Consider the following 24,920-nt stretch of genomic DNA (forward strand, 5'->3'; position numbering starts at 1 on the left):
TCTAGAAGCATGACTTCTGACGGTGCCGGAGCCGAGAGCTTCGATCCCGCGCCCGCACGCCTGACGGTGGGAATCGTCTCGGCGGGACGCGTCGGTTCGGCGCTCGGCGTCGCCCTGGAACGCGCCGGGCACGTGGTGTTCGGCGTCGCCGCCATTTCCGACGCGTCCGTGCACCGGGCGCGCACCCGCCTGCCCGATTCGGAGATTCTCCCGGTCGAGGAGGTGGCCGCGCGCAGCGAACTGCTGCTGCTGGCCGTCCCCGACGCCGAACTGGCCGGGCTGGTCCGCGGCTTGGCCACGGCCGGGGTGGTGCGCCCGGGCACGATCGTCGCGCACACCTCCGGCGCCAACGGCGTCGGTGTGCTCGCCCCGCTGACCGCGCTCGGCACGCTGCCGCTGGCCATCCATCCGGCCATGACCTTCACCGGCCACGACGAGGATGTGGCGCGGCTGGGCAACGCCTGCTTCGGCGTCACCGCCGCCGACGACATCGGTTACGCCATCGCGCAGGCGCTGGTGATCGAGATGGGCGGTGAGCCGGTCCGGGTCGCGGAGGAGAACCGCACCCTCTATCACGCCGCGCTCGCGCACGGCAGTAATCACCTGGTCACCGTGATCGTGGACGCGCTCGCGGCGCTGCGCCTGGCCCTGGCCGGTCCCGGCCTGCTCGGCCAGCAACTGGTCGACGAGCAGCCCAACGGCCTGGCCGAACGCCTGCTGGCCCCGCTCGCCTCGGCCGCGCTGGACAACGCGCTGCGCCGCGGCCAGGCCGCGCTCACCGGCCCGGTCGCGCGGGGGGACGCGGCGGCGGTCGCCGCGCACCTGCAGGCGCTGGCCACCGTCGACCAGCGCCTGGCCGCGGGGTATCGCGCCATGTCGCTGCGCACGGCCGAGCGGGCGCAGACCAATCCCGCGTTGATCGAATTGCTGGAAGGACGTCCCTGATGGATCCGAAGATGCGTGACGCTTACCGTCCCGGCGAGCTGAAGCTGCACCACGATCCCGCTGTGGTGTCCGCGATCAGCAAGGCGCTGCGCGGCGTCGGCCGGACCGTCGGCCTGGTGCCCACCATGGGCGCGCTGCACGAGGGCCACCTGGCGATCGTGCGCGAGGCCAAGCGCCGCAACCGCGTCGTCATCGTGTCGATCTTCGTCAACCCGCTGCAGTTCGGCGCGGGCGAGGATCTCGACAAGTACCCGCGCACGCTCGACGCCGATGTCGAACTGCTGCGTGCCGAGGGCGTGGACGTGGTGTTCGCGCCGAGCGCCCTGGACATGTACCCCGACGGCCCGCGCACCACGGTGCAACCGGGCCCGGTCGGCGCCGAGTTGGAGGGCGCGAGCCGCCCCACCCATTTCGCGGGCATGCTGACCGTGGTCGCGAAGCTGCTGCAGATCGTCCACCCGACCGAGGCGTTCTTCGGTGAGAAGGATTACCAGCAGCTCACCCTGATCCGGCAGATGGTCCGCGATCTGAACTTCGACGCCACGATCGTTCCGGTGCCGACCGTGCGCGAATTCGACGGGCTGGCGATGTCCTCGCGCAACCGTTATCTCGATGCGGCGCAACGGGAATCGGCGCTGGCGCTCTCGGCCGCGCTGCTCGCGGGCAAGCTGGCCGGTGGTCTCGGCGCGGACGGCGTGCTCGCGGCCGCGCGCCAGGTGCTCGACGCCGCCGGCATCGAGGTCGACTACCTGGAGCTGCGCTCCACGACCCTCGGCCCGGCACCGGTCACCGGCAACGCCCGCCTGCTGGTCGCGGCCAAGGTCGGCAACACCCGGCTGATCGACAACGTCCCGATCGTGCTGTCGCCGACCGCCGCGGCGCTCGGAACCGCCGCCGGCCACCCGAACTCGAACTCGAACTCCCAGCCTGCCCAGGCGTCCTGAAAGGCCTTTGCGATGTTGCGCACCATGATGAAGTCCAAGATCCACCGCGCCACCGTCACCCACGCCGACCTGCACTACGTCGGCTCGGTCACCGTCGATCAGGATCTGCTCGACGCCGCCGATCTGCTCGAGGGCGAGCAGGTCGCCATCGTCGACATCACCAACGGCGCCCGCCTGGAGACCTACGTGATCGCCGGCGAGCGCGGCTCGGGTGTCATCGGGATCAACGGCGCCGCGGCACATCTCGTGCACCCGGGCGATCTGGTCATCCTGATCGCCTACGGCCAGATGACCGAGCAGGAAGTCCGCGAGTACGACCCGAAGGTGGTCTTCGTCGACGACCGCAACCGCCGGGTCGAGCTGGGTTCGGATCCGGCGCACGCGCCGGAGGGTTCGGATCTGATCTCCCCGCGCACGCTGAGCTTCAACTGACTGCCGTTCCCCACTCCGAGAACAAGGGTGAGCAATGCTGCTGACCATCGACGTCCGGAACACCCATGTCGAACTGGGGCTGTTCTCGGGCTCGGGTAATCACGTCCAGCTGGTGCGGCACTGGCGGTTGCACACCAACCCGCTGCTGACCGCCGACGAGTTCGCCATGCAGGTGCGCGGGCTGGTCGGCGAGCAGGTGGAGCAGGTGATGGGCGTGGCCGCGCTGTCCACGGTGCCGCCGGTGCTGCGCGAGATCCGGCTGATGCTCGAGCGGTACTGGCACCATGTGCCCAACGTCGTGGTGGAGCCCGGGGTGCGCACCGGAATTCCGCTGCTGGTCGACAATCCGAAGGAAATCGGCGCCGACCGGATCATGAATACCCTTGCCGCGCATCACCAATTCGGCACGGCCGCGATCGTCGTGGATTTCGGCACCGCCACCACGGTGGATCTGGTGTCGGCGAAGGGCGAATTCCTGGGCGGGGTGATCGCGCCCGGGGTGGAGATCTCCAGCGAGGCGCTGATCGAGCGGGCCGCGCTGCGCCGGGTGGAGCTGGCCCGGCCGCGGTCGGTGGTCGGCAAGAACACCGTCGAGGCGATCCAGTCGGGGGCGATCTACGGTTTCGCCGGCCTGGTGGACGGGCTGATCGACCGGATCCGCGACGAATTCGACGCCTTCTCCGGCGATGACGTGGCGGTGGTCGCCACCGGCATCAGCGCGCCGCTGATCGTCCCGGAGTCGGAGACCATCGAGCACCACGAACCGAATCTGACCTCCACCGGTCTGCGCCTGGTCTACGAGCGCAACCAGCAGCGCCGGAAGCCGTGATGGCGTGGATCACTGGCCGGGGTGCTGTTGCTCCGGCCGCGCGCGCTGCTATAGTCGCTGGCATGTCTTCCCGCGTGCGCACCCAGGAGTGTTGTCGAGGCTGATCAAGCCTCGACCGATCGAGGCTGACTTCAAGTCCCTCGGCCGATCAAACTCCTGGAGATTCGCTCATGCGTTCTTCTGTTCTTTCCCTTTCTGTTTCCGGTAGAACCGCACCCGGTCCCGCGCTGCCCACCCGGCTGCGCCCCGCCGACCTGCTGCGGCTCACCGACGAGGGCGCCAACGACGTCCTCGCGGGGAAATTCGATCATCTGCTACCCGCCGATGGCGTCTGGCCGGTCGACGAGCGCTGGGCCACTCGCCTGGTCGCCGACGACGAGGTCGATATCTGGCTGATCAGCTGGACCCCCGGGAAATCCACCGAATTGCACGACCACGCCGGCTCGCTCGGCGCACTCACCGTATTGAGCGGCGCGCTCGCGGAATTCCGCTGGGACGGCTCGCAATTGCGCCGCCGCACCCTGGGCGCCGGCGATCAGGCCGCTTTCCCCATCGGCTGGGTGCACGACGTCGAGCGCGCCGCCGAGCCCGCGGGGCTGGGCGATCCCACGCTGAGCGTGCACGCCTATTCCCCGCCCCTGACCGCCATGTCCTATTACGAGGTGACCGATCACGGCACCTTGCGGCGTACCCACACTGTCCTCACCGACCAGCCCGAAGGTGATATCCGATGAGCCATTTGACCATTGATCAGATGCTCGACAACGCCCGCGCGAAGCTGCAACGACGCTACGCATTCGAAATGCCCAGAGCCCTCGCCGACGGCGCGATTCTGGTCGACATCCGGCCGCAGGCCCAGCGCGATCGCGAAGGCACCCTGCCCGGCGCCCTGGTGATCGAACGCAATGTCCTGGAATGGCGGCTCGACCCCACCAGTTCCGCGCGCCTGGCGCTGGCCGCGGACCACGACGTGGAATGGATCATCGTCTGCTCGGAGGGCTATACCTCCAGCCTCGCCGCGGCTGCCCTGCAAGAACTCGGATTGCACCGGGCCACCGATCTGATCGGCGGCTATCAGGCGCTCAAAGCCGCCGGCCTGCTCAGCATCGCCGTCCGGGCCCCGCACTTCGCCCGTGAGGTCCAGTCGCTGGCCTCGTTGTAATCTGGTGGCGGCGCAACGGTTTTCGTTAACCCAGCGCTAATTCCGGGGCGGGCAAACCGGCCCGGGCCGCAAGTGCCCGGGCACCGTTAAATCGATTTCTCGTGACCGCTAGTGTTATCGGACGTGAGCACCGAGAACCCGCCTTCGTCCGGTCGCTCCGCAGGGAAGGGTCCTGCGGGGCAATCCAGTCGTCCCACTCCGGAAGTAGATGTTCCGGAGCAGATGCGGATTCGCCAGGACAAGCGCGAGCGGCTGCTGGCCGCGGGCGTCGAAGCTTATCCGGTGGTAGTGGCGCGTACGCACACCCTCGCCGAAATCCGTGCCGCGCATCCGGATCTGGCGCCGGGCGCCGAGACCGGCGAGCAGGCCGGTGTCGTCGGCCGCGTCATTTTCGTGCGTAATACCGGAAAGCTGTGTTTCGCGACGCTGCAGGAAGGTGACGGCACCAAGCTGCAGGCGATGATCAGCCTCAACGGCGTCGGCGAGGAGTCGCTCGCGGCGTGGAAGTCCGATGTCGACCTCGGTGACTTCGTGTTCGTGCACGGCGAGGTCATCTCCTCACGGACCGGGGAATTGAGCGTGATGGCCGATTCCTGGTCCATGGCGGCCAAGTCGCTGCGCCCGCTGCCGGTCGCGCACAAGGAAATGAACGAGGAGTCGCGGGTCCGGCAGCGCTATGTCGACCTGATCGTGCGCCCCGAGGCCCGGGAGATGGCCCGGACCAGGGTCGCCGTGGTGCGCGCGCTGCGCGCCGCGCTGGAGCGCCGCGGTTTCCTCGAGGTCGAGACCCCGATGCTGCAGACCCTGCACGGCGGCGCCGCGGCCCGGCCCTTCGTCACCCATTCCAATGCCCTGGATATGGACCTTTTCCTGCGTATCGCCCCGGAGCTGTTCCTCAAGCGCTGCGTGGTCGGTGGCTTGGAGAAGGTCTTCGAGGTCAACCGGAACTTCCGTAACGAGGGCGCCGACTCCACGCATTCCCCGGAGTTCGCGATGCTGGAAACCTACGAGGCGTACGGCACCTACGACACCTCCGCGGTGATGATCCGGGAATTGGTCCAGGAAGTCGCGCAGGAGGCGTTCGGCACCCAGGTTCTTACCCTTGCCGATGGCACCGAATACGACCTCAGCGGCGAGTGGGCAACCGTCGAGATGTACCCCTCGCTGTCTGATTCGATCGGCGTTCCGGTCACCCCGGAAACAACTGTCGAGGAATTGCTGAAGCTTGCCGATCAGGTGGGTTTGGAAATTCCTGAGGGCAAAGGCTACGGTCACGGCAAACTTGTCGAGGAACTGTGGGAACACGTCTACGGCGACAAACTCTATGCGCCGACTTTTGTGCGCGACTTCCCCGTGGAGACCTCGCCGCTGACCCGTCAGCATCGCAGCAAACCTGGAGTTACCGAGAAGTGGGATCTCTATGTGCGCGGCTTCGAGTTGGCCACCGGCTATTCGGAGTTGGTGGACCCGGTGATCCAGCGTGAGCGGTTCGTCGACCAGGCCAGGCTGGCCGCACAGGGTGACGACGAAGCCATGGTGCTCGACGAGGACTTCCTTGCCGCGATGGAGTACGGTATGCCTCCGACGACCGGAACCGGTATGGGAATCGATCGGTTGTTGATGGCTCTGACGGGATTGGGAATCCGGGAAACGATACTCTTCCCAATTGTGCGGCCGGTCACCCGCTGAGCACCACCGGCGACTGCTTGTCCGGTCGCTCGGAAAAGGTCAGCGTTTCAAGATTCGGATCCCGTCTTGGAATTTTCCGAATTCGAGGTATTCTTGCCTCGGGTAATCGGCCTCGTATGCGGGTCGCACGATTTCGAGAGGACGTTCATCTCATGGCAAAGAAGGTCACCGTTAGCCTGATCGACGATGTCGACGGTGAGTCCATCGCGGACGAGACCATCGAGTTCGCGATCGACGGTGTGTCGTACGAGATCGACCTGTCGACGGCGAATGCGTCGAAGCTGCGCGACGGGCTGGATCAGTGGGTTTCGAGTGCTCGCCGGGTGAGTGGACGGCGTCGTGTCAAGGCCACCGCCGGTGCCGCGACGAGCCCGAAGAGCCGGGTTTCCATCGATCGTGAACAAAGCGCGGCAATTCGTGAGTGGGCGCGCCGGAATGGACACAAGGTGTCCGCACGCGGTCGTATCTCGGCCGACATCACCGACGCGTACAACAAGGCCTCGAAGGCCTGAAGTTCTTTTCTTCAACTGCCGCCCGGGCAAATCGTGCGACGCCGGGGCGGCAGTGTTGTATCCATAGGCCGACCGCATCAGTAGCAAACCAGTGTTCGCTGCGATCTTGCTAGTGGTACCCGTAGGCGGCACCATGGTTACTGTGTCGTGGTCACTGATCGTATGGAGAGTTGAGGTACCTGCGCAGTGACGGGTTCTTTCGTAGGTTCGCTGCTCCGGTTCATGGATGACACGGGCGCCTGGCAGGAGTTCATGCTCGCGCCCGAGCAGCAGCGCATCACCATCGGCCGCTCCATCCACGCCGATCTGTCCATGCCCTGGGACGCCGAGGTGTCCCGGCTGCACGCCGCCGTCGAATATCTGGGCGCGCACTGGACCATCGTCGATGACGGGCTCTCCCGCAACGGCACGTTCGTCAACGGTGACCGGCTGGCCGGCCGGCGCCGCCTGATGGCGGGGGACAAGATCCGGGTCGGCAGCTCGATGGTGGAATTCCGGCACTACGGCGCCGTGGCCGACGACCCCACCCGCACCGCCACCGCGACCATGCCGACCCTGCGCTCGCTCACCGACACCCAGCGCTCGGTGCTGGTCGCGCTGTGCCGCCCGTACAAGAACGGCGCCGGTTTCGCCACGCCTGCCTCCAACCAGCAGATCGCCGAGGAATTGTTTCTCAGCGTCGACGCCATCAAGACCCATCTGCGGGCGCTGTTCGCGAAATTCGGGGTGGAGAATCTGCCGCAGAACCAGAAGCGAGTCCGCTTGGCGGCATTGGCCCTGCAGAGCGGCCTGATCTCTGATAGAGATCTCTAGCCACGCCACCAGCGTGGACGATGACGTAAGTAGCCGAGCGCCTGGACCATGGTCGCTCCCGCCGGAAAACGGTTGACTTATGTCATCACCGGACCGAACGATTTGCCCGGTCCGGGCTTCTCAGGCAGGAGATTTTCTATGAACGCGCTTCGTATCGCCGCGCTCGTCGCGGCCACGCTGGCTTCGGGCTTGATCGGTGGTGTCTTCTACGCCTACGCGATCTCGGTGATGCCCGCGCTGAATCGGACCGATGATCGCACCATCGTCGATGTCATGCAGAAGATCAACGTGGTGATCATCAATCCGTGGTTCATGATCGGGTTCATGGGCACCGTCGGCTTCGGCGTCGCGGCCGCCGCGCTGCACCTGGGCAAGGACCACCGGACCACGCTGGTCTGGATCGCGATCGCGTTGGTGCTCAACGTGATTGCCTTCATGGTCACCTCCGGCCTGAACGTGCCGCTCAACGACAAGCTGGCGGCCGCGGGCGATGTTGCCCAGATCCAGAACCTGGCGCAGGTGCGCGCCGACTTCGAAGCCACCTGGGTGCGCTGGAACGTGGTCCGCGCGGTGCTGCACACGCTGGCCTTCCTGGTGCTGTGCGGTGCGCTGTTCGTGGCCGGTCAGCAGCAGGGCAAGAACTCGACGGCGGGCGCGGCCACCGCGGCGGTGCCCGGTCAGTTCTCCGCGCCGAACCACAACCCGCCGACCCGTCCGTTCACCGCGCAGCCGGCCGGCGCCCCCTACGGCGGCCCGCAGGCCCAGCCGCCCCGTCCGGGCCACCCCGGCGCCTGATCGGACCGGACCGGCCACTTCGGGTCGTTCGTGCCCGGATCGCCCGATCGCTCCCTACGCTGTGCACCGGCGTGGGGAGCCGCGGCGTATACAGGTGGTAGTCCGGACGGCTTCGCGTCGCGGGATCCCCAGGTCGGTGTTCGCTGTGGGCAAAACCCGAGCGGAAACGAAACTCGCAACGCTCACGTTATGAGTGAATGACCGTGCTGTCGCTGGTCACCAATAGGGTGGACTGGAGGCGGCCTGTACCCCTGCCAACTAGAGTGGGAGGCAGGGGCCGCAACCCCCGGGCTTCATGGCAGGCTGACGACCACAGGTTGAATGCACTGAAGCGTCGGACGCCAGTGAAGGCTTGAGCAGGAGAGTGAGGGAGCGATGTTCGAGAGGTTCACCGACCGCGCGAGGCGTGTCGTTGTCCTGGCCCAAGAAGAGGCCCGGATGCTCAACCACAACTACATCGGCACCGAGCACATCCTGCTTGGGTTGATTCACGAGGGCGAGGGCGTCGCGGCGAAGTCGCTGGAATCGCTCGGCATTTCGCTCGAGGGTGTACGTAGCCAGGTGGAAGAGATCATCGGCCAGGGCCAGCAGGCCCCGTCCGGGCACATTCCGTTTACCCCGCGCGCCAAGAAGGTGCTCGAGCTGTCCCTGCGCGAAGCGCTGCAGCTCGGCCACAATTACATCGGCACCGAGCACATCCTGCTCGGCCTCATCCGTGAGGGCGAGGGCGTGGCCGCCCAGGTGCTGGTGAAACTGGGCGCGGATCTGAATCGCGTGCGCCAGCAGGTAATTCAGCTGCTGTCCGGGTACCAGGGCAAGGAGCCGGTCGAGTCCGGCCCGCGCGGTGAGGCCGGTACGCCGTCCACCTCGCTGGTGCTCGATCAGTTCGGCCGCAACCTGACCCAGGCCGCGCTGGAAGGCAAGCTCGACCCGGTCATCGGTCGCTCGAAGGAAATCGAGCGCGTCATGCAGGTGCTGAGCCGCCGCACCAAGAACAACCCCGTCCTCATCGGTGAGCCCGGTGTCGGTAAGACGGCGGTCGTGGAGGGCCTGGCCCAGGCGATCGTCAACGGCGAGGTCCCCGAGACCTTGAAGGACAAGCAGCTCTACACCCTCGACCTGGGTTCCCTGGTCGCGGGCAGCCGTTACCGCGGTGATTTCGAGGAGCGCCTGAAGAAGGTGCTCAAGGAGATCAACACCCGCGGCGACATCATCCTGTTCATCGACGAGCTGCACACGCTGGTCGGTGCGGGCGCGGCCGAGGGCGCTATCGACGCGGCCTCGATCCTCAAGCCCAAGCTGGCCCGCGGTGAGCTGCAGACCATCGGCGCGACCACGCTCGACGAGTACCGCAAGTACATCGAGAAGGACGCCGCCCTGGAACGCCGCTTCCAGCCGGTGCAGGTGGGCGAGCCCACCGTCGAGCACACCATCAACATCCTCAAGGGCCTGCGCGACCGCTACGAGGCACACCACCGGGTTTCCATCACCGATGGCGCGCTGGTGGCCGCGGCGACCCTGGCCGATCGCTACATCAACGACCGGTTCCTCCCGGACAAGGCGATCGACCTGATCGACGAGGCCGGTGCGCGCATGCGCATCCGCCGGATGACCGCACCGCCGGACCTGCGCGAATTCGACGACAAGATCGCCGATGCGCGTCGCGAGAAGGAAAGCGCTATCGACGCGCAGGACTTCGAGAAGGCCGCGCGCCTGCGCGACAAGGAGAAGCAGCTCGTCGCCAAGCGGGCCGAGCGCGAAAAGCAGTGGCGTTCCGGTGATCTGGACGTCGTGGCCGAGGTCGACGACGAGCAGATCGCGGAGGTGCTGGCCAACTGGACCGGTATCCCCGTCTTCAAGCTCACCGAGGAGGAGACCACCCGTCTGCTCCGCATGGAGGACGAGCTGCACAAGCGGATCATCGGCCAGGAAGACGCGGTCAAGGCCGTGTCCAAGGCGATCCGCCGCACTCGTGCCGGCCTGAAGGATCCGAAGCGCCCGTCCGGCTCGTTCATCTTCGCCGGCCCGTCCGGTGTCGGTAAGACCGAGCTGTCCAAGGCGCTGGCGAACTTCCTGTTCGGCGACGACGACGCGCTCATCCAGATCGACATGGGCGAGTTCCACGACCGCTTCACCGCTTCGCGGCTCTTCGGTGCCCCTCCGGGCTACGTGGGCTACGAAGAGGGCGGCCAGCTCACCGAGAAGGTGCGCCGCAAGCCGTTCTCCGTGGTTCTGTTCGACGAGATCGAAAAGGCGCACCAGGAGATCTACAACACCCTGTTGCAGGTCCTCGAGGACGGCCGTCTCACCGACGGCCAGGGTCGCACGGTCGACTTCAAGAACACCGTGCTGATCTTCACCTCGAACCTGGGCACCTCGGATATCTCGAAGGCCGTCGGCCTGGGCTTCGCCCAGTCCAACGCCGAGGGCTCGAACTACGAGCGGATGAAGCTCAAGGTCAACGACGAGCTGAAGAAGCACTTCCGGCCCGAGTTCCTCAACCGCATCGACGACGTCATCGTCTTCCACCAGCTCACGACCGATCAGATCGTGCAGATGGTGGACCTGATGATCAACCGCGTCGGTGTCCAGTTGAAGAACAAGGACATGGCGATGGAGCTGTCCGCGCAGGGCAAGGCGCTGCTGGCCAAGCGTGGCTTCGATCCCGTGCTCGGTGCCCGGCCGCTGCGCCGCACCATCCAGCGCGAGATCGAGGATCAGCTGTCGGAGAAGATCCTCTTCGGCGAGATCGGCCCCGGCCAGACCGTCTTCGTCGATGTCGAAGGCTGGGACGGCGAAGGCTCCGGCGAGGACGCCAAGTTCACCTTCACCCCGCGGGCGAAGCTGACCAAGGCGACCATCGACGACAAGGCCGCCGAGATGGTTGTCGCCGGTGCGGGCGAGGGCGAAGCCGCCACCGCCTCCGGCGAGTAACAAACAGCAGAAAAGCCCGCCCGCACTGGATCCCAGTGCGGGCGGGCTTTTTCGGCTCTGGTTCAAACTATGACGCGCATCACATTATTTCCGTTTCCCGAGGGTCGTCGGATATGAATATTCTTGTCGATCCAAGTTAGAAACACTTCGATTCGCCTGGGGCGCAAGACAATCCAAGGCAGTCGAAGTCGGGAGGGAATTCAATATGTTCCGTGAAACCGTCGTGCGCGCAGGCCGTAAGGTGCTGGTCGGCGTACTGCCGTTTGCGGTTGTGGCCACTTTCGCCGGAGCGGGCGCCGCGTCGGCGACCGATTACGCCGCGCAGCAGGCGCGGTGGGCCGAGAATTTGGTGGCCTCGGGTAATGCCGAAGGTATCGATTACAAGACCACCGTCGCGCCGGATCTGAGCACCATTTCCACCGCGCTGACCAATGGCCGGTTCACGCTGACCGCCGATTCTTCGACGGTGAACGTGGAATCCGCCACCGGCGCCAAGGTGACCGAGCTGCCGCTGCAGGTCAAGACCGTCGCCGGCAACACGATTCCGCTGGTGCCGCAGGTGTCCACCGACGGCAAGTCGCTGGTGCTGACCCCGCAGGTGTCGCCGGCCGCGGCCACCGAGCTGCAGGCCATCGCCACCAACCCGCAGGCGCAGAACCCGGACCCGGTGCTCAACGGTGTCGCGGCCGGCGCCTTCGTCGGCGTGGCCGTGGCGGCCATCCTGTGCCTGCCCGCGCTGAGCGCTGTCATCATCGGCTACCTCATCTGCGTGCCGCTGGCCTCGATCAGCAACGTGATCTTCGCCGCCGCGATCGGTGCGATCGTCGGTGCGGTCGCGCCGCAGGTGGTCCCGCAGGTCCTGCCCTGATCGCCTGATCAGGCGGTAATCGCCGGTTGACCGATGCCCGTCGCCACTGAATTCCAGTGGCGGCGGGCATTTCTCGCTGCCCGGCGCCTGTAATGTGTTGCGTGTCACATTACTTCCGTCCCGGGTGGGTCGTCGGCTAGAAATATCCCTGTCGATAAACGATAGAAATACTTCGATTCGCCTGGGGTGCAAGGGGATCCATGGGGGGTCGGGGTCGGGAGGGAAATCATTATGTTTCGTGGAACTGTCATGCGCGCAGGCCGTAAGGCCCTGATCGGCGTATTGCCGTTTGCGATCGTCGCCACTTTCGCCGGCGCGGGCACCGCGTCCGCGACCGATCCCACCGCGCAGCAGACGCGGTGGGCGGAAAGCCTGGTGGCCTCGGGTAATGCCGAAGGCATCGAGTACAAGACCACTGTCGCGCCGGATCTGAGCAGCATTTCCAGCGCGCTGACCAACGGCCGGTTCACGCTGACCGCCGATTCTTCGACAGTGAACGTGGAATCCGCCACCGGCGCCAAGGTCAGCGAATTTCCGCTGTCGCTGAAGACGGTCGCGGGCGCCACGATTCCGCTGCTGCCGCAGGTGTCGGCGGACGGTAAGACGCTGGTGGTGACCCCGCAGGTGTCGCCGGAGGTCGCTGCCGAGCTGAAGAACATCGCGACCAACCCGGGCGCGCAGAATTCGGATCCGGTGCTCAACGGCGCCGCGGCCGGCGCCGTGGTCGGACTCGGTATCGCCGCCGTGGTGTGCCTGCCCGCCCTGGCCGCGTTCATCGTCGGCTACTTCGCGTGCCTGCCGGTGGCCGGCATCGGCAACGTGCTGTGGGCCGCGGCGATCGGCGCGATCGTGGGCGTTGTCGCCCCGGATGTCATTCCGCAGGTGCTGCCCTGATGATCGCCTGATCGGGCGTTGTTTCGAAATGCTCCCCGGCACCGGAATCGGTGCCGGGGAGCATTTTATTGTCAGTCCGGCCGGTGGAAATGCGCGAGCACCGGCGCGAAGTCCGGCGCCAGTTCGGCGGGCACGATCACCTCGTCGATGCCGTATTTCTCCCGTCGATCGTCGAGCACCGCTACGGCGGTCGCCGGGTCCAGCAGGCCGGCGGCGCCGGCCTGCTGTAATCCGGCCGCGGTGAGACCGAGGCGCGCGCCCAGGAAATGCGGTAGCCGGTCGCCGAGGCCGACGAGCTGATGGGTGAAACGAATATCGCGATCGGTGTTGTCCCGCACGATCCGCACCATTTCCGCCAGTTCGGTCACGGTGGCTTGCGGTGTCGCGGCGAGCAGGATTCGGTCCGCGATATTCGCCGCGGCGGCAAGCATTCGCGCGCCACTCGCCGCCACCACGATTTCCGGCGCCGGATCGACTTGTTCGCGGACCGCCGCCACGGCGTCGAGCAATTGATTTCGGCGCTGGGCCGCCGAACCCCATGCCATTCCCAGCTTTTCGGCTTCGGCCGCCGCGTCGGGCCGTCCGGCGCCGACGCCCAATTCGAAACGGCCGTCCGAAAGCAATTGCAGCGCGGCGACTTCCCGCACCAGTGCGCCGGTATGCCGCAGCGGCACCGCCAGCACGTTCGGCCGCAGCCGCAGCGTGCTCGTCACGGCGGCGGCCGCCGCCAGCGCCGGAAACGGCGAGGGTGTGTACAGGGTGTCCGGCAGTAGCGCGGTCCGATAACCCTGCCGCTCGGCGTCCCGCACCGCTCGCACCCATTCGTGCCCCGACCTGGGCACTACGATGATCCCGAATTTCATCTCCATGCTTCGAGCCTGCGCCACGGCCGCGCCCGAAACATCGGTCGCGCTGCGACACTTGCCCTACGTATCGCGGCGTACGCCCGCGGCTGCCGGCTACTGCCAGCCGGGCTGCACCAGTCCGGACTCGTAGGCCATGACGACGAGCTGCGTGCGGTCGCGGGCGCCGAGTTTCATGAGAATCCGGCTGACGTGTGTGCGGGCGGTGGCCGGGCTCATGAAGAGGCGCTCGCCGATTTCGGCGTTGGTGAGGCCCTCGGCGACCAGCGACATCACCTCGCGCTCGCGCTCGGTGAGCTCGGCGAATCGGGCCGGCGGTGGCTGCTTGGCGTGTGCGGAGAATTCGGCGATCAGGCGGCGGGTGACGCCGGGGGAGAGCAGGGCGTCGCCGACGGCCACCACGCGCACGGCCCGGACCAGGTCGGCCGGTTCGGTGTGCTTGACGAGGAAGCCCGTCGCACCGGAACGCATGGCCTCGAACACGTATTCGTCGAGTTCGAAGGTGGTGAGCACGACGACCTTCACGGCGGCGAGTTTCGGATCCTCGGCGATCATGCGGGTGGCGGCCAAGCCGTCGAGGATGGGCATCCGGATGTCCATGAGGACCACGTCCGGTTCGAGGGTGCGGGTCATCCGGACCGCTTGCTCACCGTTGTCGGCCTCGCCGATCACCTCGATGCCGTCCTGCGCGTTGAGCAGGGCGACGAAACCACCCCGGACCAGTGCTTGATCGTCGGCAACCAGTACCCGTACGTTCACGATGCCTCCAGAATCGGCCCGAACCTCACCTATCCTGCGCCGAGGGGCGACCCGATGTCGCCGATTCCGCGCGGTCCAGCGCCCGGAGCGGCAGGCGCGCCGCGACCCGGAATCCGCCGCTCGGGCGGGGGCCCGCGGTCAGCGCCCCACCGAGGGCGTGTGCGCGTTCGCGCATGCCGACGATGCCGTTGCCGCCGGAGAAACCGGAGCGCGGCTGGTTACCCACGGGACGGGTGTTGTCGATGGTGATGTCCACCGATTCCGCCGCGTAGCGGACGGTGACCAGGGCGTCGGCGCCGGGTGCGTGCCGGGCGACGTTGGTGAGGGATTCCTGGATGATGCGCGCGGCGGCCACGTCGATGACGCTGGGCAGCTTCTGGGGTTCACCCAGGACGCGGGTGCCGACCTGCAGGCCGGCGGTGCGGCTGCGCTGGAGCAGTGCGTCCAGATCTTCGATGCCGGGTGCGGGCGCTCGCGGTGCGGGGCGGGGTTCGGCCGGGGGTTCCTGGGCCGCCGCTCGGGCCATCCGGCGCTGGCTGAACTCGTCGACCGACGAATCCGGCTCCTCCGCAACGGGTTCGGTCACCGATCCGGTGCGAATGGTCTGCAGGAGCGTATGCACCTCGGCGAGAGCCTCTTTGCTCGCGGTCTTGATGGCCGCCAGGGCGGAGGCGGCCTGCTCGGGCTTGCGGTCGAACAGCTCCAGCGCCACCGAGGACTGCACGTTGATCAGTGAAAGACTGTGCGCCAGAACATCATGCAGCTCGCGCGCGATCGCGAGGCGTTCCTCGCCGGCGCGCCGGGCGCGCTGGGCTTCCTCGTCTCTGCGTGCCGCCGCGGCCCGCTGTCTGCGCGCGTCCAGCACGGCGCGCCGCTGCCGGATGCCCTCGGCGATGCCGACGAGCACCGTCATCCAGGCCAGCAGCCCGAACACCTGCCAGCCGTTGGTGTCGTGCCCGAACCAGCTCGGTACCGGCCAGACGAAGGCCAGATACCCCAGCGGCACGATCGGGTAGGTCCACCAGCGCGATCCGACCGTCGCGGCGGTCAGGAACGCGGCGATCAGCGAGAGGAAGATCGGCCCGTACCCGTACCCCAGGCTCAGGTACAGGGTGCAGGCGGCGAGCACGACCAGCAGCACCACCATGGGCGCGCGTCTGCGGAACAGCAGCGCGACCGGACCGGCGAGCAGTAACGCGTAGCCCAGCCCATCCAGCGACTGCACTCCGGTCTGACCCAGATTCGCGCCGCGACCACCCATGACCTGCACGGCCGCAATGATCACCGCGAGAACCAGATCCCCGACCCAGCCACGTTTCGAAATGTCCGGCGCCTTCACGCCCTCAGCCTATGCGGATCACGGCCGTTCAGCGTGCGCCGCAGTACGTATGTCGAACGTCGCCGCGCGGCGGATGTGGCACGGCCCGAGCGCGACGATTCTCGGAGTATGAAAGATTCCATCGTGGTCACCGCGGGGCTGACCAAACGTTACGGCACGCACACGGCCGTCGACGGCGTCGCGATGCGCGTCGAATCCGGCGAGATCTACGGCTTTCTCGGCCCGAACGGCGCGGGAAAAACGACCACACTGCGCATGCTGGCCGGGTTGATCCGGCCCAGCGCGGGCTCGGCCACGGTACTCGGGCACGCGCCGGGTGATCCGGAGGTGGTGCGCCGCACCGGCGTGCTGATCGAGGGTCCCGGTTTCTATCCGTATCTGTCCGGCCGCGACAACCTGCGCGTGCTGGCCGGATACCGCGGGGTGGGCCGCGCGGCGGTCGAGGACGCGCTGGCCCGGGTCGGCCTGGCCGACCGGGCCGGGGACAAGTTCCGCACCTACTCCCTGGGCATGAAGCAGCGGCTGGGTGTCGGCGCGGCGCTGCTGGGGCACCCCGATCTGCTGATCCTGGACGAGCCGACGAACGGCCTGGATCCGGCCGGTATGGCCGAAATGCGTTCGCTCATCACCGCTCTCGCGGGCGACGGCCACACCGTGCTGCTGTCCAGCCACATGCTCAGCGAGGTGCAGGAGATCTGCGACCGGGTCGGCGTGATCTCCGGCGGCCGCCTGCTCACCGAGTCCACCGTGGCCGAATTGCGCGGCGCCGCTTCGCTTCTGCTGCGCGCGGAACCGCTGGAGCTGGCCTTCCCCGCGGTGCGCCAGGCCGTCGGCGGCAACGCGCTGCTGACCGCGGGCGGTATCCGGATCGAGGCGGGCCCGGAGGCGGCGCCCGCGGTGGCGCGCGCGGTCGTCGCGGCGGGCGCGGACCTGCTGGAGCTGCGGGTGGACGAGAAATCCCTGGAAGAAGTCTTTTTCGAGCTGACGGAATTGGAGACGGTGCAATGAGGGACTTGCTGGCGAGTACGCGGGCGGAGCTGCTGCGGCTGCGCAAGTGGCCCGCGTTCTGGATCATTCTCGGCACCTGGTTGCTGCTGAACCTGACCTTCAGCTACCTGTTCAACTATCTGGACTACACCGGCGGCGAGCGCAGCTCGATGTCGGACAATCTGCCGAAAGACGTGCTGCTGCACCAGATGCTGCCGGCGGCGGTGCCGGAGGTGTTCACCCAGGGCATGGCGATGTTCGGCGGTGCGCTGATGCTGATTCTGGGTGCGCTGGTGCTGGGTAGCGGCTACGGGTGGGGTACCTGGAAGACCGTGCTCACCCAGGGGCCGTCGCGGCTCACCGCGATCGGGGGCACGCTGGTCGCCCTGGCGCTGGTGGTGGTCGCGCTGGTCTGCGCCGCCTTCCTGGCCGACCTGGCGGTGGCCTCGCTCATCGCGGTGTCACAGTCGGAGTCGCTCGCGCTGCCCGCGGCCGCGCTCTCGGTGAACGGAATCCTCACGGGCATCATGATTCTCGGGATGTGGACGCTGGCGGGCGCCTGCATCGGCACCATCGCGCGCGGTCCGGCGCTGGCCGTCGGCCTGGGCCTGGTGTGGGTGCTGGTCGTGGAGAACCTGCTGCGGGGCGTCTCGGGCCTCTTCGGCCCGTTGGCCGCGGTGACCGATCATCTGCCCGGCACGGCGGCGGGTTCGCTGGCGGGTGCGATGCGCAGCGTCGAGGGTCCGGCCACGCCCGGGGTCCTGGACATACTCACGCGCGGCGAATCGCTTGTGGTGCTGGGGATCTACCTGGTGGTGTTCACGGCGGGGACCCTGTGGCTGGTGCGCAGGCGCGACCTCGTCTGAGGACGGAACCGCCGGCCGCGAAAGCGGTCGGCGGTTTTTTCGCTGTCAGGGCGGGGGCGCGGCCAGGAGCGCGTGCGCCAGGCGGCCCAGCGCGGCGACGATCTCGGCGTTGCCGATTCCGCGCTCGCGCTGGTTCAGATAGACCTCGGCGGCCAGCGGCGCGAGCAGCGGCTCGACCAGCGAATCCGCCTCCGGTACAGCGGCTTCGCCCAGCAGCGCCCGGACGTGCACCCGCCAGAATTGGTAGGCGCCCGTGTCGAACCGGGCCCGGCCGATCTCCGCGCCGAGCACGAGATGGGCGTGGCCGTCGAGCAGCGCGACCATGGCGGCGTAGAAGGCCGCGAGCCGCTCGGCGGGCGGTGCGCCGGGCCCGAGCGGCGGCGCGCCCCGGAGCAACTGCTCCTGGATGACGCGTTCGTGCTCGTCGAGCAGCGGCAGCGCGACGGCGGCGACATTCGGGAAGCGCCGGTACAGCGTCCCGCGGCCGACGCCCGCGGCCTTGGCGATGTCGTCCATGGTCACCGTGCGGGGATCGCGGCTCGCGAACAGCTCGGCGGCGGCGGCGAGGATCTTGCCCCGATTGCGGGCGGCGTCCGCCCGCTCGGCGGGTGCGGTATCGCCGGGGGCGGCGAGCAAGTCGCGATCCGCTGGATTCATAGCGCTCACCGTAACCTCCCGGAATAAGTGGACACTGTGTCCGGTTCTGCTCTAGCGTAGGCATGAAACGGACACAGTGTCCACTTATGGAGGAATCATGACCGCCCTGCTGCACCTCGACGCCAGCGCCCGCCCCAACTCCCTGAGCCGCGAGATCTCGGCGACCTTCGCCGCGGCCTGGCGGGCCGAGCATCCGGACGGCGATTACCGCTACCGCGACCTCGCCGCCGACCCGGCGCCGTTCATCGACGCCGCCTGGACCGAGCTGTGCGATGCCGTACTCGCCGCCGGCACAACAGATCTCGATCGGCTGGCCGATCTCGCGCGCACCCCGGCCCAGCGCGCCGCCTGGGCGATCGTGGAGCCACTGCTGACCGAGGTGCGCGCCGCCGACGTGGTGCTGATCGGCACCCCGATGTACAACTACTCGATCCCGGCCGTCCTCAAGGCCTGGCTGGACCAGCTCACCTTCCCGCGAATGTCGCTGGCGCCCAGCCGTTTCGTGGTCGCCACCGCCCGCGGCGGCGCGTACTCGCCGGGTGCGCCGAAGGAGCGGTTCGACTACCAGGAGCGCTACCTGCGGGACTTCTTCGCGGGACATTTCGCCGTCACCGACACCGTGTTCCTCACCGCCGAATGGGCCAACTCCCGCCAGGATCCGGCCCTCGCGCACCTGCGTGAACAGCACGACGTCTCGCACCGGGAAGCGCTCGCGGCGGCACGGCGGCTGGGCAAGGAGTACTGAGATGAGCTGGGTCGTCCTCGGGATCGCCGGGCTGGTGGAGATCGTCTGGTCGCAGAGCATCAAACCGACGGAGAACTTCACCAGGCCGCTGCCCACGCTGCTCTGCTTCGCGCTCGGCACGCTGGCGGTCTACCTGCTCTCCCGGGCCATGCAGTCGCTGCCGGTCGGCACCGCCTACGCGGTGTTCACCGGCATCGGCGCCCTCGGCGCCATCGGGCTGGGCATCGTGGTGCACCGGGACCCGCTCAGCGTGGGCCGAATGCTCGCGCTGGCCCTGATACTCGGCGGTATCGTGCTGGCCCGGGTGACCAATCCGGAGTGATGAGTAGGGTCGTTCGAATGGATCAGCCAGTTCGGATACCGGATCTGTCCGACCGACCACACCAGCTCACCGTCGAACGGGTGATGGCCGCGCCGCCCGGCCTGCTGTACGCCGCCCTGACGCAGGGCTTCGACATCTGGTTCGCCGCACCCGGATCGGTGCTGATGAAGCCAGCCGTGAACGAGCCGTTCTTCTTCGAGACCGAACACGAGGGCAAGCGCAACCCGCACTACGGCCGGTTCCTGCGGCTGCAACCGGAGCGGCTGGTGGAGTTCAGCTGGGTGACCGGCGCCGCCGGCACCGAGGGCGCCGAAACCGTCGTCACCATCGAGTTCGTGCACCAACCGCGCGGTATCCGACTTCGGCTGCGGCACAGTGGTTTTGCGACCGAAGCGGCGCGCGACCGGCATCGCGCCGCGTGGCCGCGGGTGCTCGAACAACTCGATCGCCGCACCGCGCCGTGAGCGCGCTGACCACAAGCCGGTAACCGCCTCGCGGACCGATCGCGGCGAGTAGGTTCGTGGCGACGAATCGAAACCCCTTGAAAGGACCGTGATGCCAACACGTACCGCACGCACCGCCTGGACCGGCGGGCTGCAGGACGGCTCCGGGCAGGTCGACCTGGCCAGCTCCGGCGCCGGCAAGTTCGACGTGTCGTTCCCGAAGCGTTCGGCCGAGAACGCCGACGGCACGACCAGCCCGGAGGAGCTCATCGCCGCCGCGCATTCGTCCTGCTTCGCGATGGCGCTCTCGGCGCAGATCGCGAATGCGGGCGGGACCCCGGAGAGCTTGGACGTGAGCGCCGATGTCACCCTGGGGCCGGACTCGGCGGGCGGTTTCCGGATCAGCGAGATCAAGCTGACGGTGCGCGGCCGGGTATCGGGCCTGGACGCCGACGGGTTCGCCGCCGCGGCGGCGGCCGCCAAGGCGGGCTGCCCGGTGAGCAAGGCCCTGGCCGGCGTCGACACCGTCACCCTCGACGCCGCGCTCGTGTAATTCGCACTGCCGCTTGGTTCTTCGCGTACCACGGGTACGCGGGGAGCCATGCGTCAGGCGCGGAAGTAGGGGCGGGCGGTGCGGTGGTACATCGCCGGGATCGCGATCAGCACCGCAAGCACGTGGCCGGCCCGGAGTATCGCGATGCCGACGCCGCTGGCCGTGACGTTGTCGAAGAGGTCACCGAAGTCGTTGGCGGACAACACGGCTCGGATCGGCTCCACGAGGAGCGAGGCCAGACCCAGCAGGCCGAGACCGAAGGTCAGGACCAGGCGAGCCCAGCGGTCGCCGTGCGTCATCCGGATGGCCACGGCCAGCACGACGAGGTAGATCACCGCGCGCATGGCCAGACCGGTCGCCAGGCCGCCGAGATCGGCGCCGGACCGTTCCACGATCAACGCCGCCTGCGCGAGCGCCTCGGCCACGCCGGCGAGCAGGGCGGCGACCAGTGCGCCGAAGGCCAGCGTGACCGAGCGCGGCGCCCGTGCGGGCTCCCGGATCGGTGCGAGCGAAAGACTGTGGGGCCATACGGAAAAGGCAGTGCCGGTCATGAGACCGACACTGCCCTCGACGTTCTGGTTCCGGATCACCCCGCGGTAGCGACCGGTTCTCGTACCTCGGTGCTATTGCGAGCGGCGAATTCGGTCAGCGCCGCGAAGCCGAGCCCGAGCGCGGCCCACAGGGTCGCGGTCTGGGCCAGCGAGGCCACCCGGAACTGCCACAGCAGACTCGGCGGGAAGTCCGCCTTCACCTCGTCCACACCCGGCAGGAAGACGTACCCGAGCGTGAGCAGCAGCACGAAGACCGCCACCCCGGCGATCAGCCGGACGGTGCCGAGCTGCGCCGCGAGCAGTTTGTAGACGTAGGTCCCGGCGCCGACAGCGGCCAGGCCGAGCAGCACCGCGGCGACCCAGAGCAGCGTGCGGTCGTTGATCGTCTCCGGGTCGCCCACCGCGGGCGGGTTCGCCGGATATTTGAAGAAGGGCACCGCGACGATCGCGAGCCAGCCACCGGCCGCGAGGGCCAAGGCCAGCCGCGGTCCGGTCAGCGTGCTGTGCCGCCGTGCGACATGGGCGACCGAAGCGAAGATGGCGCCGAGCGCGAGCCCGGCCAGGCCGAGCGCCAGGAATTGGCCGCCCTTCTGCCCGTCCCGGCTGACCAGGGGTTCTTCCTCGTCGCCGTGCGAATGACCGGCCTCGGCGCCCGGCGACTCGGCCGCCGCGGCGGCTTCCTCGATGGCGATGGCGGCGTCGATCTTGGGTTCGCCGACGAAGTAGCCCACCGACGCGGCCAGCAGGCCGGCGATCAAGCCGGCCAGCAGACCACGGATCAGCAGGGTCTTGAGACTTCCGATCAATGGCACGGGAGCCCCAGCAGGTGGCGTCCGTCGTGCATCAGCTCATGCATGAACATCCCGCTGCGCGAGATGGCGCCCTGATCGAAACCGACCAGGTACAGCGTGAGCAGTGCGAGAAGAACGACACCTACCGTGACCAGCACGGTTGCCAGCGAATCGGTTGCCCGGGTGGGGGTATGCGCGATGGCCATGAATTCCTCCTAGGGATACGCGTCCCCGTCGAGTGGTCCGTGCGATGGGTGCCGGTGTCTGGCTTCCCGGCACCTGGGAGCACCCGGTGCATGGATCACAGTGGCGCGACCGCTCCGGCTTCACACCGGATTACCGCATCACCCTCGCGTCTGTCCTTCGAACTGTGACAGGAGCAGGCAGCTGCCGTCAACACGCGTATCCGAGATATGGGAATGCCCGGCGCGCCGCAGCTCGCCGGGCATTTCGTGGCAGCTCAGGAGGCGGCGGCGGGGGAGACCTCGAGCACGACCTCGAACTCCAGCAGCGAGGCGCCGGTCGACACCGGCTTCTTGTCGCCGCTGCCGGCATGCGCGGTGCGGGCCGGGCCGTCGCGCCACGCGGCGAACGACTCCTCCGAATCCCACTGGGTGACCACGAAATACCGGTTGTCCCCGGCGGTCGGGCGCAGCAGCTGGAAGCCCAGGAAACCGGGCGAGCCCTCCACCGCGTGCGCACGCTGGGCGAACCGCTTCTCCAACTCGGGGCCCGCGCCCTCCGGAACCTCGATCGCGTTGATCTTCACTACAGCCATGACCCGAGTCTATGCGGCAGAATCTGGGCGGTGTTGTACGACGAGGGCGGGGCAGGCACGCCGATCCTGCTGCTACATGGCTTGATGGGCAGTGCGCGCACCTGGGGCGATCACCTGGACTGGCTGCGCGGATACGGGCACGTCTACACCTTCGACGCGGCCGGTCACGGCCGGCCGGCACCGGCCGAGCTGACGACCGAGGCCTTCGTCACCGACCTCACCGCCGCCACCGCGAGCGTCGCCGAGCCGATGGTGGTGATCGGGCACTCGATGGGCGCGCTGCACGGCTGGGTGTTCGCCGCCCAGCATCCCGAGCGGGTCCGCGGGCTGGTGGTCGAGGACATCGCGCCGGACTTCAAGGGCCGCACCGCCGCGGGCTGGGCCGCCATGATCGAGGCCTGGCCGCAGCCGTTCCCGGACGCCGACGCGGTCCTGGACTACTTCGGCCCGGTCGCCGGGCGCTACTTCCTGAACTCCTTCGAGCACGGTCCCGACGGCTACCGCCTGCACGGCTCGGTCGCCACCTTCCGCGACATCTCCGAGGAGTGGGGCACCCGCGACTTCTGGACCGAATGGCAGGCGGTGCGCGCACCGACGCTGCTCATCGAGGGCGAATTCACCATCACCCCGCCGGGGCAGATGCGCGAAATGGCGGCCGGCAACCCGAACGCCACCTACGCGCTGATCCCCGATGCCGGGCATCTCGTGCACGACGACCAACCCGAGCTCTACCGCGCCGAGGTAGAGGCGTTCCTGCGGCGCCTGAGCTGACTCAGGCGACCGGGCTGCCCTCGCCGGCCAGCGCGAACAATCCGTCCTCGGTCTGCTCGATCAGCCCGTCGACGAGCAGCGAATCCAGCGCCCGCGCGCGCTGCCCGGGATCCCGCGTCCACGCGAGATCCAGGCGCACCCGCTCCACCGGCCCGGTCGCGGCGCGCAGCACGTCCAGCAGCCGGCCCCGGGCCTGGCGGTCGGTGCCCTCGTATTTCTGCACTCGGCGCACTGTTTCGGAAGCGGGCCGCCCGGCCTCGATCCAGGCGCAGCGCGGCAGCGGGCACACCGCGCACTGCGGATTGCGCGCTGTGCACACTGTCGCACCGAGCTCCATCAGCGCGGCCGAGAATTTCGCGGCCGCGGCGACCTCCACCGGCAGCAGCGCCTCGGTCTCGGGCAGGTCGCGGGTGGCCGGATTCCCGGCCTCGGCCCGCCCGTGCACCGCCCGGGCGACCACCCGGCGAACATTGGTGTCCACCACCGGCACTCGCTGGCCGTAGGCGAAGCAGGCCACCGCCCGGGCGGTATACGCGCCGATACCGGGCAACCCGAGCAGCACGTCCACCTCGGCGGGCACCTCGTCGCCGTGCCGCTCGGCGAGCACCCGCGCGCACTCGTGCAACCGCAGGGCCCGCCGCGGATAGCCCAGCTTGCCCCAGGCGCGCAATACCTCGGCCTGCGACGAGGCCGCCATCGCCGAGGGCACCGGCCAGCGCGCCACCCACTCCAGCCAGATCGGCTGCACGCGCACCACCGGCGTCTGCTGCAGCATGATCTCGCTCATCAGGATCTGCCACGCGGTCACGCCCGGCCGCCGCCACGGCAGGTCCCGCGCGGTCTCGGTGTACCAATCCAGCAACACATCAGCGTCGATCGCCGAACCCCGCAATGCCTACTTCACCATCCCTGCCGCGTCGCGGCGAGTCGATATTTGCCGTGCCGTAACGCACCGGACTCGCTGGTAACCCATTGCCTTGTGCACAATGAACGGTATGCCTGATTCCAACCCGATCAGTGCCTGGAAGTCCCTGCGCGAAGGCAACGACCGTTTCGTAAGCGGCACGCTGTTGCATCCTAGCCAAGGGGCTGCCGACCGGGCGAAACTTGTGGACGGCCAGCACCCCTCCGCGATCCTGTTCGGCTGCGGCGATTCCCGCGTCGCCGCCGAGCTGATCTTCGATCAAGGGCTCGGCGACATGTTCGTGGTGCGCACCGCGGGCCACGTCGTGGACAGCTCGGTGCTCGGCTCGATCGAATACGGCGTGCAGGTGCTCAACGTGCCGCTGATCGTGGTCCTCGGCCACGACAGCTGCGGCGCGGTGAAGGCCACCATCGACGCCCTGGACGGCGGAGAGGTCCCCGGCGGCTTCATCCGCAGCGTGGTCGAGAAGGTCTCGCCCTCCATCCTGATCGGCCGCCGCGAGGGCCTGAGCACGGTCGACGAGCTCGAAGCCCGGCACGTGGTGGAAACCGGGCGGCTGTTGATGCAGCGCTCCATGCTCATCTCGAACCGGGTCGCGACCGGGGAACTCGCGATCGCCTGCGTCACCTACAAACTCGCCGAGGGCCAGGTCAATCTGCACCGGGTGACCGGCAATATCGGCGAACTGGCCTAGCGCACCCGTTTTCCGGGCGGGGTCGCCGGATCTTCGCTGACGCGGCAACCGTTCTGGAC

Annotated in this window: 30 protein-coding genes and 1 riboswitch; of the genes, 21 read left to right on the forward strand and 9 right to left on the reverse strand. The window is 68.1% G+C overall.

Features of this window, described 5'->3' with window-relative positions; genetic code table 11:
- Positions 1-9 precede the first annotated feature (9 nt).
- The 13 genes from AB0H76_RS26520 to AB0H76_RS26580 all read left to right on the forward strand — a co-directional run bounded on the left by AB0H76_RS26520 (position 10) and on the right by AB0H76_RS26580 (position 12,817).
- Entirely contained in the window at positions 10-945 is a 936-nt protein-coding gene (locus AB0H76_RS26520) for a DUF2520 domain-containing protein (protein WP_357329207.1), read from the forward strand.
- A gap of 11 nt (positions 946-956) precedes the next feature.
- On the forward strand, positions 957-1,889 hold the full coding sequence (gene panC, locus AB0H76_RS26525; protein WP_357329209.1) for a pantoate--beta-alanine ligase: 933 nt from the start codon (positions 957-959) through the stop codon (positions 1,887-1,889).
- Positions 1,890-1,901: 12 nt separating this feature from the next.
- On the forward strand, positions 1,902-2,321 hold the full coding sequence (panD, locus tag AB0H76_RS26530) for an aspartate 1-decarboxylase (protein WP_357329211.1): 420 nt from the start codon (positions 1,902-1,904) through the stop codon (positions 2,319-2,321).
- 34 nt (positions 2,322-2,355) lie between these two features.
- Entirely contained in the window at positions 2,356-3,150 is a 795-nt protein-coding gene (locus AB0H76_RS26535) for a type III pantothenate kinase (protein WP_357329213.1), read from the forward strand.
- A gap of 170 nt (positions 3,151-3,320) precedes the next feature.
- Positions 3,321-3,884 (forward strand): cysteine dioxygenase family protein, encoded by a 564-nt coding sequence (locus AB0H76_RS26540; protein ID WP_357329214.1) that lies wholly within the window; start codon positions 3,321-3,323, stop codon positions 3,882-3,884.
- On the forward strand, positions 3,881-4,312 hold the full coding sequence (locus AB0H76_RS26545; RefSeq protein ID WP_357329216.1) for a rhodanese-like domain-containing protein: 432 nt from the start codon (positions 3,881-3,883) through the stop codon (positions 4,310-4,312). Before AB0H76_RS26540 ends, AB0H76_RS26545 begins: the two co-directional genes overlap by 4 nt.
- Before the next feature lie 222 nt (positions 4,313-4,534).
- Positions 4,535-6,001, forward strand: coding sequence for a lysine--tRNA ligase (lysS, locus tag AB0H76_RS26550; protein ID WP_357329218.1), 1,467 nt, complete (start codon positions 4,535-4,537; stop codon positions 5,999-6,001).
- A 152-nt stretch (positions 6,002-6,153) separates the two neighbouring features.
- Positions 6,154-6,513: an Lsr2 family protein gene (locus tag AB0H76_RS26555; protein ID WP_357329220.1), complete on the forward strand. Its 360-nt coding sequence runs from the start codon at positions 6,154-6,156 to the stop codon at positions 6,511-6,513.
- 222 nt (positions 6,514-6,735) lie between these two features.
- Entirely contained in the window at positions 6,736-7,326 is a 591-nt protein-coding gene (locus AB0H76_RS26560) for an FHA domain-containing protein (RefSeq protein ID WP_357329222.1), read from the forward strand.
- Positions 7,327-7,464: 138 nt separating this feature from the next.
- Positions 7,465-8,121, forward strand: coding sequence for an anthrone oxygenase family protein (locus AB0H76_RS26565; RefSeq protein ID WP_357329224.1), 657 nt, complete (start codon positions 7,465-7,467; stop codon positions 8,119-8,121).
- A gap of 375 nt (positions 8,122-8,496) precedes the next feature.
- Positions 8,497-11,055, forward strand: a complete 2,559-nt coding sequence (locus AB0H76_RS26570) for an ATP-dependent Clp protease ATP-binding subunit (protein ID WP_357329226.1) — start codon at positions 8,497-8,499, stop codon at positions 11,053-11,055.
- A 205-nt stretch (positions 11,056-11,260) separates the two neighbouring features.
- Positions 11,261-11,923, forward strand: a complete 663-nt coding sequence (locus AB0H76_RS26575; RefSeq protein WP_357329228.1) for a hypothetical protein — start codon at positions 11,261-11,263, stop codon at positions 11,921-11,923.
- A gap of 249 nt (positions 11,924-12,172) precedes the next feature.
- Positions 12,173-12,817, forward strand: a complete 645-nt coding sequence (locus AB0H76_RS26580; protein ID WP_357329230.1) for a hypothetical protein — start codon at positions 12,173-12,175, stop codon at positions 12,815-12,817.
- Between the two features lie 71 nt (positions 12,818-12,888).
- Here AB0H76_RS26580 and AB0H76_RS26585 read toward each other — a convergent pair whose 3' ends face one another.
- From AB0H76_RS26585 to AB0H76_RS26595, 3 genes are all read right to left on the reverse strand, one after another.
- A complete protein-coding gene (locus AB0H76_RS26585; RefSeq protein ID WP_357329232.1) occupies positions 12,889-13,686 on the reverse strand; it encodes an LLM class flavin-dependent oxidoreductase in 798 nt (265 codons plus the stop codon).
- Between the two features lie 90 nt (positions 13,687-13,776).
- A complete protein-coding gene (locus AB0H76_RS26590) occupies positions 13,777-14,439 on the reverse strand; it encodes a response regulator transcription factor (protein ID WP_357329234.1) in 663 nt (220 codons plus the stop codon).
- A 25-nt stretch (positions 14,440-14,464) separates the two neighbouring features.
- On the reverse strand, positions 14,465-15,778 hold the full coding sequence (locus tag AB0H76_RS26595) for a histidine kinase (protein WP_357329236.1): 1,314 nt from the start codon (positions 15,776-15,778) through the stop codon (positions 14,465-14,467).
- A gap of 108 nt (positions 15,779-15,886) precedes the next feature.
- Between AB0H76_RS26595 and AB0H76_RS26600 the strand changes: the two genes are divergently transcribed.
- Both AB0H76_RS26600 and AB0H76_RS26605 read left to right on the forward strand, forming a co-directional pair.
- Entirely contained in the window at positions 15,887-16,786 is a 900-nt protein-coding gene (locus tag AB0H76_RS26600) for an ABC transporter ATP-binding protein (RefSeq protein ID WP_357329238.1), read from the forward strand.
- On the forward strand, positions 16,783-17,631 hold the full coding sequence (locus tag AB0H76_RS26605) for an ABC transporter permease (protein ID WP_357329240.1): 849 nt from the start codon (positions 16,783-16,785) through the stop codon (positions 17,629-17,631). Before AB0H76_RS26600 ends, AB0H76_RS26605 begins: the two co-directional genes overlap by 4 nt.
- Positions 17,632-17,676: 45 nt before the next feature.
- On the opposite strand, the gene AB0H76_RS26610 is transcribed toward AB0H76_RS26605, so the two are convergent.
- Complete coding sequence (locus AB0H76_RS26610; RefSeq protein WP_357329242.1) at positions 17,677-18,288, reverse strand: helix-turn-helix domain-containing protein; 612 nt, start codon at positions 18,286-18,288, stop codon at positions 17,677-17,679.
- 97 nt (positions 18,289-18,385) lie between these two features.
- On the opposite strand from AB0H76_RS26610, the gene AB0H76_RS26615 reads away from it, so the two are divergent.
- From AB0H76_RS26615 to AB0H76_RS26630, 4 genes are all read left to right on the forward strand, one after another.
- Positions 18,386-19,033, forward strand: a complete 648-nt coding sequence (locus tag AB0H76_RS26615) for an NAD(P)H-dependent oxidoreductase (RefSeq protein WP_357329244.1) — start codon at positions 18,386-18,388, stop codon at positions 19,031-19,033.
- 1 nt (position 19,034) lies between these two features.
- Complete coding sequence (locus AB0H76_RS26620) at positions 19,035-19,355, forward strand: multidrug efflux SMR transporter (RefSeq protein ID WP_357329246.1); 321 nt, start codon at positions 19,035-19,037, stop codon at positions 19,353-19,355.
- A gap of 17 nt (positions 19,356-19,372) precedes the next feature.
- The gene (locus AB0H76_RS26625) at positions 19,373-19,819 is read left to right on the forward strand and encodes an SRPBCC domain-containing protein (protein ID WP_357329248.1); all 447 of its coding nucleotides are present in this window, start codon (positions 19,373-19,375) and stop codon (positions 19,817-19,819) included.
- A gap of 91 nt (positions 19,820-19,910) precedes the next feature.
- Positions 19,911-20,351 (forward strand): OsmC family peroxiredoxin, encoded by a 441-nt coding sequence (locus tag AB0H76_RS26630; protein ID WP_357329250.1) that lies wholly within the window; start codon positions 19,911-19,913, stop codon positions 20,349-20,351.
- Positions 20,352-20,404: 53 nt separating this feature from the next.
- Here the strand turns inward: AB0H76_RS26630 and AB0H76_RS26635 are convergent, their stop codons facing one another.
- From AB0H76_RS26635 to AB0H76_RS26650, 4 genes are all read right to left on the reverse strand, one after another.
- On the reverse strand, positions 20,405-20,902 hold the full coding sequence (locus tag AB0H76_RS26635; protein WP_357329252.1) for a hypothetical protein: 498 nt from the start codon (positions 20,900-20,902) through the stop codon (positions 20,405-20,407).
- A gap of 35 nt (positions 20,903-20,937) precedes the next feature.
- Positions 20,938-21,714, reverse strand: a complete 777-nt coding sequence (locus tag AB0H76_RS26640) for a CbtA family protein (RefSeq protein WP_357329253.1) — start codon at positions 21,712-21,714, stop codon at positions 20,938-20,940.
- A complete protein-coding gene (locus AB0H76_RS26645) occupies positions 21,705-21,899 on the reverse strand; it encodes a CbtB-domain containing protein (protein WP_357329255.1) in 195 nt (64 codons plus the stop codon). Before AB0H76_RS26645 ends, AB0H76_RS26640 begins: the two co-directional genes overlap by 10 nt.
- Before the next feature lie 31 nt (positions 21,900-21,930).
- Positions 21,931-22,093: riboswitch (cobalamin riboswitch) on the reverse strand.
- Between the two features lie 60 nt (positions 22,094-22,153).
- Positions 22,154-22,471 (reverse strand): antibiotic biosynthesis monooxygenase, encoded by a 318-nt coding sequence (locus AB0H76_RS26650; protein WP_357329257.1) that lies wholly within the window; start codon positions 22,469-22,471, stop codon positions 22,154-22,156.
- A 30-nt stretch (positions 22,472-22,501) separates the two neighbouring features.
- On the opposite strand from AB0H76_RS26650, the gene AB0H76_RS26655 reads away from it, so the two are divergent.
- Positions 22,502-23,242, forward strand: a complete 741-nt coding sequence (locus AB0H76_RS26655) for an alpha/beta hydrolase (protein WP_357329259.1) — start codon at positions 22,502-22,504, stop codon at positions 23,240-23,242.
- A 1-nt stretch (position 23,243) separates the two neighbouring features.
- Here the strand turns inward: AB0H76_RS26655 and AB0H76_RS26660 are convergent, their stop codons facing one another.
- Positions 23,244-24,134 carry an A/G-specific adenine glycosylase gene (locus AB0H76_RS26660; protein WP_357329261.1) on the reverse strand — a complete coding sequence of 297 codons (891 nt, stop codon included), beginning with the start codon at positions 24,132-24,134 and terminating at the stop codon, positions 23,244-23,246.
- Between the two features lie 103 nt (positions 24,135-24,237).
- Between AB0H76_RS26660 and AB0H76_RS26665 the strand changes: the two genes are divergently transcribed.
- Positions 24,238-24,861: a carbonic anhydrase gene (locus AB0H76_RS26665; RefSeq protein WP_357329263.1), complete on the forward strand. Its 624-nt coding sequence runs from the start codon at positions 24,238-24,240 to the stop codon at positions 24,859-24,861.
- Positions 24,862-24,920 lie beyond the last annotated feature (59 nt).

The sequence above is a fragment of the Nocardia sp. NPDC050712 genome, from assembly GCF_040654295.1.
Lineage (GTDB): Bacteria > Actinomycetota > Actinomycetes > Mycobacteriales > Mycobacteriaceae > Nocardia.

Bases quoted from the DNA above. Each gene is read 5' to 3' on its own strand.
- AB0H76_RS26520 (WP_357329207.1), top strand. From the start codon at position 10: ATGACTTCTGACGGTGCCGGAGCCGAGAGCTTCGATCCCGCGCCCGCA.
- panC (WP_357329209.1), top strand. From the start codon at position 957: ATGCGTGACGCTTACCGTCCCGGCGAGCTGAAGCTGCACCACGATCCC.
- panD (WP_357329211.1), top strand. From the start codon at position 1,902: ATGTTGCGCACCATGATGAAGTCCAAGATCCACCGCGCCACCGTCACC.
- AB0H76_RS26535 (WP_357329213.1), top strand. From the start codon at position 2,356: ATGCTGCTGACCATCGACGTCCGGAACACCCATGTCGAACTGGGGCTG.
- AB0H76_RS26540 (WP_357329214.1), top strand. From the start codon at position 3,321: ATGCGTTCTTCTGTTCTTTCCCTTTCTGTTTCCGGTAGAACCGCACCC.
- AB0H76_RS26545 (WP_357329216.1), top strand. From the start codon at position 3,881: ATGAGCCATTTGACCATTGATCAGATGCTCGACAACGCCCGCGCGAAG.
- lysS (WP_357329218.1), top strand. From the start codon at position 4,535: ATGCGGATTCGCCAGGACAAGCGCGAGCGGCTGCTGGCCGCGGGCGTC.
- AB0H76_RS26555 (WP_357329220.1), top strand. From the start codon at position 6,154: ATGGCAAAGAAGGTCACCGTTAGCCTGATCGACGATGTCGACGGTGAG.
- AB0H76_RS26560 (WP_357329222.1), top strand. From the start codon at position 6,736: ATGGATGACACGGGCGCCTGGCAGGAGTTCATGCTCGCGCCCGAGCAG.
- AB0H76_RS26565 (WP_357329224.1), top strand. From the start codon at position 7,465: ATGAACGCGCTTCGTATCGCCGCGCTCGTCGCGGCCACGCTGGCTTCG.
- AB0H76_RS26570 (WP_357329226.1), top strand. From the start codon at position 8,497: ATGTTCGAGAGGTTCACCGACCGCGCGAGGCGTGTCGTTGTCCTGGCC.
- AB0H76_RS26575 (WP_357329228.1), top strand. From the start codon at position 11,261: ATGTTCCGTGAAACCGTCGTGCGCGCAGGCCGTAAGGTGCTGGTCGGC.
- AB0H76_RS26580 (WP_357329230.1), top strand. From the start codon at position 12,173: ATGCGCGCAGGCCGTAAGGCCCTGATCGGCGTATTGCCGTTTGCGATC.
- AB0H76_RS26585 (WP_357329232.1), bottom strand. From the start codon at position 13,686: ATGGAGATGAAATTCGGGATCATCGTAGTGCCCAGGTCGGGGCACGAA.
- AB0H76_RS26600 (WP_357329238.1), top strand. From the start codon at position 15,887: ATGAAAGATTCCATCGTGGTCACCGCGGGGCTGACCAAACGTTACGGC.
- AB0H76_RS26605 (WP_357329240.1), top strand. From the start codon at position 16,783: ATGAGGGACTTGCTGGCGAGTACGCGGGCGGAGCTGCTGCGGCTGCGC.
- AB0H76_RS26610 (WP_357329242.1), bottom strand. From the start codon at position 18,288: ATGAATCCAGCGGATCGCGACTTGCTCGCCGCCCCCGGCGATACCGCA.
- AB0H76_RS26615 (WP_357329244.1), top strand. From the start codon at position 18,386: ATGACCGCCCTGCTGCACCTCGACGCCAGCGCCCGCCCCAACTCCCTG.
- AB0H76_RS26620 (WP_357329246.1), top strand. From the start codon at position 19,035: ATGAGCTGGGTCGTCCTCGGGATCGCCGGGCTGGTGGAGATCGTCTGG.
- AB0H76_RS26625 (WP_357329248.1), top strand. From the start codon at position 19,373: ATGGATCAGCCAGTTCGGATACCGGATCTGTCCGACCGACCACACCAG.
- AB0H76_RS26630 (WP_357329250.1), top strand. From the start codon at position 19,911: ATGCCAACACGTACCGCACGCACCGCCTGGACCGGCGGGCTGCAGGAC.
- AB0H76_RS26635 (WP_357329252.1), bottom strand. From the start codon at position 20,902: ATGACCGGCACTGCCTTTTCCGTATGGCCCCACAGTCTTTCGCTCGCA.
- AB0H76_RS26645 (WP_357329255.1), bottom strand. From the start codon at position 21,899: ATGGCCATCGCGCATACCCCCACCCGGGCAACCGATTCGCTGGCAACC.
- AB0H76_RS26650 (WP_357329257.1), bottom strand. From the start codon at position 22,471: ATGGCTGTAGTGAAGATCAACGCGATCGAGGTTCCGGAGGGCGCGGGC.
- AB0H76_RS26665 (WP_357329263.1), top strand. From the start codon at position 24,238: ATGCCTGATTCCAACCCGATCAGTGCCTGGAAGTCCCTGCGCGAAGGC.